This window comes from Bacteroides sp. K03 (genome assembly GCF_019734355.1).
Lineage (GTDB): Bacteria > Bacteroidota > Bacteroidia > Bacteroidales > Bacteroidaceae > Bacteroides > Bacteroides nordii.
This window is the reverse complement of record NZ_JAASHC010000053.1, coordinates 1-8,405: the sequence shown is the minus strand read 5'-3', so window position 1 is coordinate 8,405 and position 8,405 is coordinate 1. Positions and strand designations below refer to the sequence as shown.

At 38.7% G+C, this 8,405-nt stretch carries 4 protein-coding genes; all 4 read right to left on the bottom strand.

Translation table 11 applies throughout. From position 1 onward, the window contains the following. Positions 1 to 4,469, bottom strand: a 4,469-nt coding sequence (locus tag HCG69_RS20520; RefSeq protein ID WP_221651556.1) for an FG-GAP-like repeat-containing protein, incomplete at its 3' end; no start/stop codon positions are given. 12 nt (positions 4,470 to 4,481) lie between these two features. Further along, positions 4,482 to 4,913, bottom strand: coding sequence for a T9SS type A sorting domain-containing protein (locus HCG69_RS20515; RefSeq protein WP_025866875.1), 432 nt, complete (start codon positions 4,911 to 4,913; stop codon positions 4,482 to 4,484). Between the two features lie 42 nt (positions 4,914 to 4,955). Continuing rightward, positions 4,956 to 5,612, bottom strand: a complete 657-nt coding sequence (locus tag HCG69_RS20510; RefSeq protein WP_221651555.1) for a hypothetical protein — start codon at positions 5,610 to 5,612, stop codon at positions 4,956 to 4,958. A gap of 374 nt (positions 5,613 to 5,986) precedes the next feature. Next, positions 5,987 to 8,053 carry an acetate--CoA ligase family protein gene (locus HCG69_RS20505; protein WP_221651554.1) on the bottom strand — a complete coding sequence of 689 codons (2,067 nt, stop codon included), beginning with the start codon at positions 8,051 to 8,053 and terminating at the stop codon, positions 5,987 to 5,989. Positions 8,054 to 8,405 lie beyond the last annotated feature (352 nt).

The following is an 8,405-nucleotide window of genomic DNA, read 5'->3' as shown; positions in this document are numbered from 1 at the left end:
TCGCTTCGGGAGATTAGATTGCCCTTATTATTAAAAGTATAAGCCATATTCATTATGGCGGCGGCCGAAATGGATGAGGGCAGTCCACGACTGTCATAAAACTGAGTTTTCTCTACATTTCCCTGTTTAGTCTTAGTAAGCTGTCCGCGGGCATTAGCCGACAAGCCTTGCCAGATCCTATTGTCATAAGAATCGGTTACGGATATCAGATTGCCATAAGAATCATACGAATTGTTGATGACATATCCGTCCGGATAAGTCTCCTTCTTTATTCTGCCAAAGACATCGTAAGAAGTTTCAGCAGTATATGACTTTTCATTTTTTATGTTTTCGACGAGCTTCACAATCCTGTCTAGATGATCATAGGTAAACTGCTGGGTATGCTTACCGTCAATACGGATTTCGCTTAGCCTGTTATTACTGTCATAATCATAATTCGTAACCTCACCCTGACGATTCACTTTCGATAATAAACCTTTTGAATAAGTATAATTTGTGACCACAGGAGATTTTCCTATATGTATGCTTTGTGTCTCACTTTTCAGTTGTCCCCAGGCATCATAAACAGTCGTAATGACACCAGCATCCGGATCTGTCAGTTTTGTACGGTTTCCTACCAAGTCATATTCCATGCTAATAGGTGTCCCGCCTTCGGGAGTAGCAGTCTTCACTGCTCCCGAAGCATAATAGGAGTAAGAAACCGTTTTGCCATTAGTCGTTTGTGAAACGGTTTCACCCAAAGCATTCTTCACAGTAGTAGTAGTGGTGTTAGGCGAGGTCACTTGAGTAGTCAGTCCGCTATAGGAATAAGAAGTAGTGCCCAAAGGCGTAACAGAACTCTGCAAACGCCCATAGCTATCATAATAATTAGTGGAAGCCCAAGTGACAGATTCTCCTGAAAAGTAAGGTTCAGAAATACGATACAACTGCCCTTTGGAGTTATATTCCTTACTTGAAATAATTTCCTTTCCACCCAGGCCATAATACTTCTGACCAAGTTCACGCTCCATATTATCATACCAGACGGTAACAGGAGACTGACCGGAAGTTTCTGTATATTCGTAAAATCTGCTTCCGACCATACTACCGGTACTTGCCCATTTCAGGAGTTTTACGGATTCCACCTTATCCGGTGAAACTGTTTTAATCTGACGACCGAATCCATCATATTCATAAATTGTAGTACCCAGCCTGGATGTCTCGCTTAAAAGCAGACTCCGGCCTTCATCATAGTTATAAGTGACGGTTTCATTCAACAGGTTATTCGTTTTTCTGGTAATGAAACGTCCGGTAGACGAATAAGCCAAAGAAGTAGAACGCGATTCATTACCGGCCTTGAGGGTTATTAATCCCGGATTCCCATATTTATCATAATTGCTATAAACTGTAGAGATAGCAAAAGAGGTATTCGGGTCCTCTGTTTTAGTCAGCAGATTACCTTTGCCATCATAAGTGTATTCTTGTGTACGAATATCATCGGGAACACCTGCCCTGGATTTTGTAGTTGTTATTTTTTCTATCTTATTGGCACACCAGGAACCTTTCTTTATATATTTTAATTCCTGAGTCTCAGTAAAGGAAGTGCCATATTTCGTTACAATACTTTGAGGATTATTACTGTCATCATAGCGACTATATTCTTTAGTCACAGTAACATTGCTCAAATAATCTTTCTGTGTTTGAGATTGAAGCTGAAGATGAAAAGCCTTCTGCTGTTTCACAAAACTGTACACATTCTTACTCTCACTAATGAGACTCCCACTTGTAGTCTTCGTCAGTGTACTTTTAGGGTAAGTAACATAATACTCAGTATTCATATCATTCTCATTAACGGTTATCCGGCCATTAATATTGTCACGAATTTGTATATTCTTAAATCCAAAGAACCCTTTACCTTGCTTGTGAATCAATGGAGTACCGAAGGTATATTGCTGATTAAACAATTTTCCGGTGATCTGGCTGGCAACTTCAAACTCAGGAGGTAAAGATGTCAGGATATTGGCATCAGCAGTAATATTTGTACCACCGTTAAAAGGACTTTTTACGCTCTTATAGTTGATAACATATTCATCCTCATAAGCATTCTTTATTTTAAGTATCTTATTGAACTTTACTCCCCGACAGAAGGTGTAGTAATGAGGTTTTATCGTAGAATTCACAAGGTAAGTATTTTCAACAAAAACATTTTTATTCAGTCCGGAATCAAACTTACCATAAACAGAAAAGTCAAAATCCTGTGAATTCTTATTGTTTAATCCCATAACATTAACAAATGTATTCCCGACATTCAATAATAACTTCATGCTGTAATCTTTTATCTGAGGAAAATACCCGCTATGATCATAATTAGGGTATTTTACTAATATATCCGTCTTCCCATCTTGATTTATATCCAACAACATTATTTTCACAGTATTATCCGCTGGAATTACTTTTTTATCTAAACCAGTATCGAATAATGATTTACCAGTTGAGTTCCAAATACTCCAATATCTATAGTCTGAACGTACATATTCCTGTCTTAATATATCAGTATTACCATCCCCATTAAAATCACCAATATGTATCTTATCTTTATGATGAAACTTATCCGTTGAATAGATATTAACAAAAGAATTAGACAATTTACTATATTCATAAAAATTGGTAGTATTGTCCGTCATACACATCAATTCCTGCTTCCCATTTCCATTTATATCGGTAAGATATATCCTTTTACAATAGCCTATATCAGAAGAAACGCCATCAACAGAAAATTTACATATATAATTATTACCCACTATCACCATAAATTGAGTACTACCGTCTCCCAAAAAGTCACCAGGAATAGCATACAACTCATCCTTTCTACCAAAATCATATTCAGACAACCTTATATTCACATCGCCACTGGAATAAGCACCAAATACACCATTCTGATATTTAAAGCAATATAAAGAATAATAAGGACTGGTAGCCGCTTCTCCTATATAAAGTTCATCTTTACCATCATTATCATTGTCAGCAAAAGCAAATGTGCGATGAGTATTCCAATCAAACTCATCAGCTTCCATTACATAATAAAACCAACCATTGCCACCGTTGCGATACATTACCCAAAGGTATTTCATATTACCGGCAGCATTTTTCATTTGGAATTTCACCACTGGGTCCGAAATTCCATCTCCATTAATATCTCCCCAAAATTTTATCGTAGATGAGATTTCATACCCTTCAGAATTCAACGCTTTAAGTCGGGGAGTTTGTTGGAGTGTCATCTCAGAGGAATATTCTTGACTATAACTATGGGCTCCCCATGTAAATTCTATCGGTAAAAATGATTCACCACTGGCATTTGTCTTTTTTATACTTACTAAATGATAAATATCTCTCTCTGGCTCATATTTCAAATCATACGTTTCAAGTGTTTGAGAATTGAGTCCTTTGACAACTATTTTTTTTAAACAATTACGGTTTCTTGTCTCCATTCCGTCAATGTACATAGGCCCCATATTAGCTATAACATCATATTCAAAGTAGATAGTTGCTACAATTTGTTTGCTGCCATTTTCTTCGTGTCCGTATATTATTGACGACAGACGGGTATCACTAAAGCTATAAGAGCCGGACAAAGAATTATTTGTAGCATAAACATATTCTACAAAATTGTGGTTCGGATCGGTTATTTTATGAAGAGCCCAACCCAAATTGTAAAATTCTGTATCCGGTAAATTCAATGAAGATGATTTAACAGGAAAATAAGAAGCTAAAGAAGATCGGTTTCCATATTCCAAAACATTTCCATCTTTCTGGAATATTTTGAAATATTTAGGTCCCCAGGCAGTGATATTGTAACCGACTATTTTATTAGATTCGTCATTCTCTGTCCGGTATTCAATCGTATCAGAAGAAGATACTAACGGACCATTTACAACCAGACGCTGTCCATCCAATGCCAAAGGCGAATATTTGTCCCAAATGATTCCACTCTTTTCATTATCATAATAATAATTCTTAGGAACACGGGAAATCATGGACAATCCACCTAAGTTCCATCCCCAACCCGCAATACCATTACCGGACTGACTATTATACACCAAAGATATGTTGGGCTGCACGCCATTAACTCCCGGAGGACAAGATATAGGAATTGTATATGCTGCATTCCCACTGGCACCGACATTTAATTCTCCCGGAATTTTCCCAACAACAGCTCCCTGAGAGGCATCTCCCACTATCGTTCCATCGGGCCTGGCATAAGTATTGTCTGTCGGAGGGAATAAAAGGCAAGGATTTGTATAAGCATGAAAACTCTCTCCCGGAGTGGCGGTATAGGAAAAACCCGGTTTTAACAGTATATAATCACGAGCTACATAAGAATTATTTCCCGATTGAGGTGTTTGAAGTTCCCAATTAGGCTGTGTATTTTGCGCCTTACTATTAGTGATAAAACATATCATTAAAATAAAAACAAAATATATCTTTTTCATAGTAGTAGAGTTTTATTGTTTGACTATCTTATATTGTACAACTTCCTCTCCATATTTCAGAATAAGAATATAAATACCAGTACTGTATGTGGATAAATCTAAAGAGACATTCCCATTTCCAATCTGCTTTTCATTTAATAGTTTTTGCCCGGAAGAAGAGTAAAGTGTAAAATCATAACAACAATTTTCTTCACCTGAAGAGATTTCCATATTTAAAAAACCTTTTGTTGGATTCGGAAATACCCTTATTTTACATTGCATCAATTCTTGCTCCAAAGGAGAGATTTCATCATCAACAGATTTAGCACGTGTATTTATAGAAATTACAACTCTGCTTACGCGGTTACCTGCATGATCATATTCATAAACAACTTTATAAGTTTGGGCAGAAAGTTGAAATATGGCAAACAACAATACTAAGAAAGATAAATATACTCGTTTCATATCATTTTACATTTTATAGTTCATAATAGCCTTCTCATATTATCATTTTTTTATTTGTGATTTCAAGTCCTCTATTTCCTGCTTCAAATCTATTATGTATAAAGTCAGTTCTTCTATTTTCTGAAGTAACAAAACATCCGTCTCTGCCAAATTGACTCCATTAGCTTTGACTTCTTTTTCCGAAGGAACACCAGGTAAAGTCCCATTCTCATCAATATGTCGTTTTACTTCTTTTAGAGTAGGAAGATTATATCCTCTTTTAAATACAAAATCAGCCCAGTCAGACTCTACCCGGATTTCTTTAGCTCTAATAGTACCATTTACATCCAATTTATTTTGAGGATTAGTCGTGCCAATTCCAACTCTGCCTAAATAATCAATATGCATCCTTGGTCGTAATGATACCATAGCCGTATCCTGACTAGTTAAAAATTGCAAATACGTTCCATACCACCCAGTCCTATAAGCCCTTATAGCACTCATACCAGCATCTTTAAAACTAAAAATAATATCACGTTTACTTCCTTCATAAAGAGGTCTGTTAGGTCCGCGAATAACCAACGCAGAATATGTATTATCTTGCTCTGAACCGATAGCTAATCCGTCAATGCCAGATCCATTTTGAGAAAAAGTTAAATTAATACTACCAACCAGGGATAAAATAAGAATCACTAAGGTGGTTAGAATGTCTTTTTTCATAATATTAAAATTTAAACGTTAACACTAAAGAGAAAAGTAATCTCCATAAAGTATGGCAAACTTACGTCTCGCTACACCCCAAACGGAAACCTTATTGTACAAAAATAAAGAAATATGTCATAAAAACCTAAAAAAGCACCCGGACAAATCAGACACTAAACGAGCAGAATAAACACCTAATTTTCAGAACAATACAATATAAAAGCAAAAAAAGACCCGGACAATTGAAAAAATATTTTCATCTGTAATATTTAAATCCACACCATATAGCTATAAATAGAAGGGAGAGGGGAGAATTGAGAAGGGAGAAGTAAGCTGCGCTATCACGCTGCATAGTACTTCTCCCTTCTCAATTCTCCCCTCTCCCTTCTATATCATTCTCCCTTCTCAATTCTTATACGTGCATCCACTGCTATCACCTCTTTTTCTGTGGCCAATAGTGGATTGATATCCATCTCCTTTATCTCAGTCGCAAACCGTAACAGAGTAGAGAGACGAACTATTATTTCGGCAAATTTATCTTCATTCACTCCTTTTTGTCCACGGGTACCCTGAATTATTTTATAAGCCCGGAGCGAGTGAATCATAGAATAGGCTTCCTCATAAGACAACGGGGCAAGACCGGAAGAAACATCTTTCAATACCTCCACAAAAATTCCTCCCAATCCGCACAACACCACATGCCCGAATTTCTCTTCGTATTTAGCACCAATGAACAACTCTGCACCTTTCAGCATAGGCTGTACCATGATAGCATGCGCTTCCGGTATCTGCATCATCCTATCGAACTCTAACGCCAGATGCTGCTCTCCTTTTATATTCAGCACTACACCACCTACGTCCGATTTATGCACAGGTCCTACTACCTTCGCCACCACAGGAAATCCACAACGACGGGCAAAAGCAATCACCTCTTCTTTATTTCCCGAAACAAACTCGTCAACAATCGGAATACCTGCCGAGTGGAGCAATGCCTGCACATAATGCGGCTCGATATATCCATTTGCCGGAATAGAGTCAATGATGCGACGAATACGGGGAACATCCACACCAAAAAGTTCAATCTCATTCGTTGCCGGCCGCGGGGCATTTACAATGCGCGACAAAGCCGTACCAAGTGTCACTTCATCTGCAAAGTTCACATGCCCTTTGGCAAGAAAAGCTGCCACTTCTGCCCCTGCCGTATTGATGGACGGAAGAATCGGGAAAATAGGCTTACGGCAAGTCTGCATCTTTTCGTGCAATACATCGTACATTTCAAACATGGTCACTAATCCCGGTGTACCAAAAATGGCCATCATGGCATCTATATTTTCAAACTTTTCTTCACAATAATCAATACAGAGACGGAGATGCTCCGGTGTACCGGTAGCAAGGATATCAATCGGATTTCCCACAGCAGCACCGGGAAATAATCCGGCTTTCAGTTCATCTGCCGCCTCACCTTCCAGCCGGGGGACATTCAATCCGCCTTTGCTTAGTGCATCGGTCAGCATCACTCCCGGACCACCGGCATGGGTGATAATAGCAAAGTTCTTACCTCTCAACTCCGGCAAAGTAAAGACACAACCAACCGTAGTAAGCTCCTCGCGTGAATAGCAACGCACGATACCTGCCTTACGGAACAATGCCTCTACGGCAGAATCGGGACTTGCAATAGCCCCTGTATGTGAGGAAGCTGCACGACTGCCACTTTCGGAACTTCCAGCCTTGATCGCTGCAATTTTACATCCCTTTTTTATCAGCGATGAAGCATGGAACAACAGTCGGTCGGGATCACTGATACTCTCTATATAGAGCAGTTTAATTCCGGAATCTTTCTCCGGATCAAATGTTTCGTCCATATATCCCAGCACATCTTCCACGCCAATCTGTTTGGCATTTCCTACAGACCATACGGAATTGAACTGCAACCCTTTCGTCACCGCACTCTCGAGAATAAATACCGCCGTAGCACCGGAGCTGGAAATCAAATCCACTCCCTTCGGACTGAGTTGTGGTATAGGCTGACTGAACACACTGTGATGCCAGGTATTCATCACTCCGATACAGTTGGGACCGATAAGCGATGCGCCATATTTATTTACCGTTTCAAGAATTCGCTCCTCAAGCAAGGCACCTTCATGCGTTTCTTCGCCAAAACCTGCAGAAAGAATAACAAATGCACGGGTCTGTTTTTCACGTGCCAAAGTCTCTACCACATCCGGACACAGGGCGGCCGGAATGGCAAGAATGGCAAGATCGGTATCGGGTATATCTTTTGCATCGGCAAAAGAAGGAATTCCCTGCACTTCTGCTTCTTTGGGATTTATAGCACGAAGTTCACCACGGTATCCTCCGCTGATAAGATTTTTCAGAATAGCGCCTCCGGGCTTATGTACATTATTTGATGCGCCCACTACGACAATACTCTCTGGGCGGAGCAACTGAGTTGTAATCATACGGCTGTATATTATTCGGTTATTAATGCACAAATATAATGTTTCTTCAGAACAAAAGGTACATAAAAGAGATTCTTTTCATTATACCTTTTAAGACAGGTAAGATATATACTTATAGGAATACAGTATATCAATATATTAGTGATAGCAAACACGGAGTAAGGACAAACAACACCCGGATGTTGTTGATCAAAACATCCGGATGTTATCTATAACAACATGGGGATGTTTTAGAGCAAAACACCCGGATGTTTTCTATTCTTTAAACATGGATACAGGGCCGACGCATTAAATAATTTACTATTGCATATGTACTTTTCTTATTGTTATTTAATTGAATATTAATTATTTA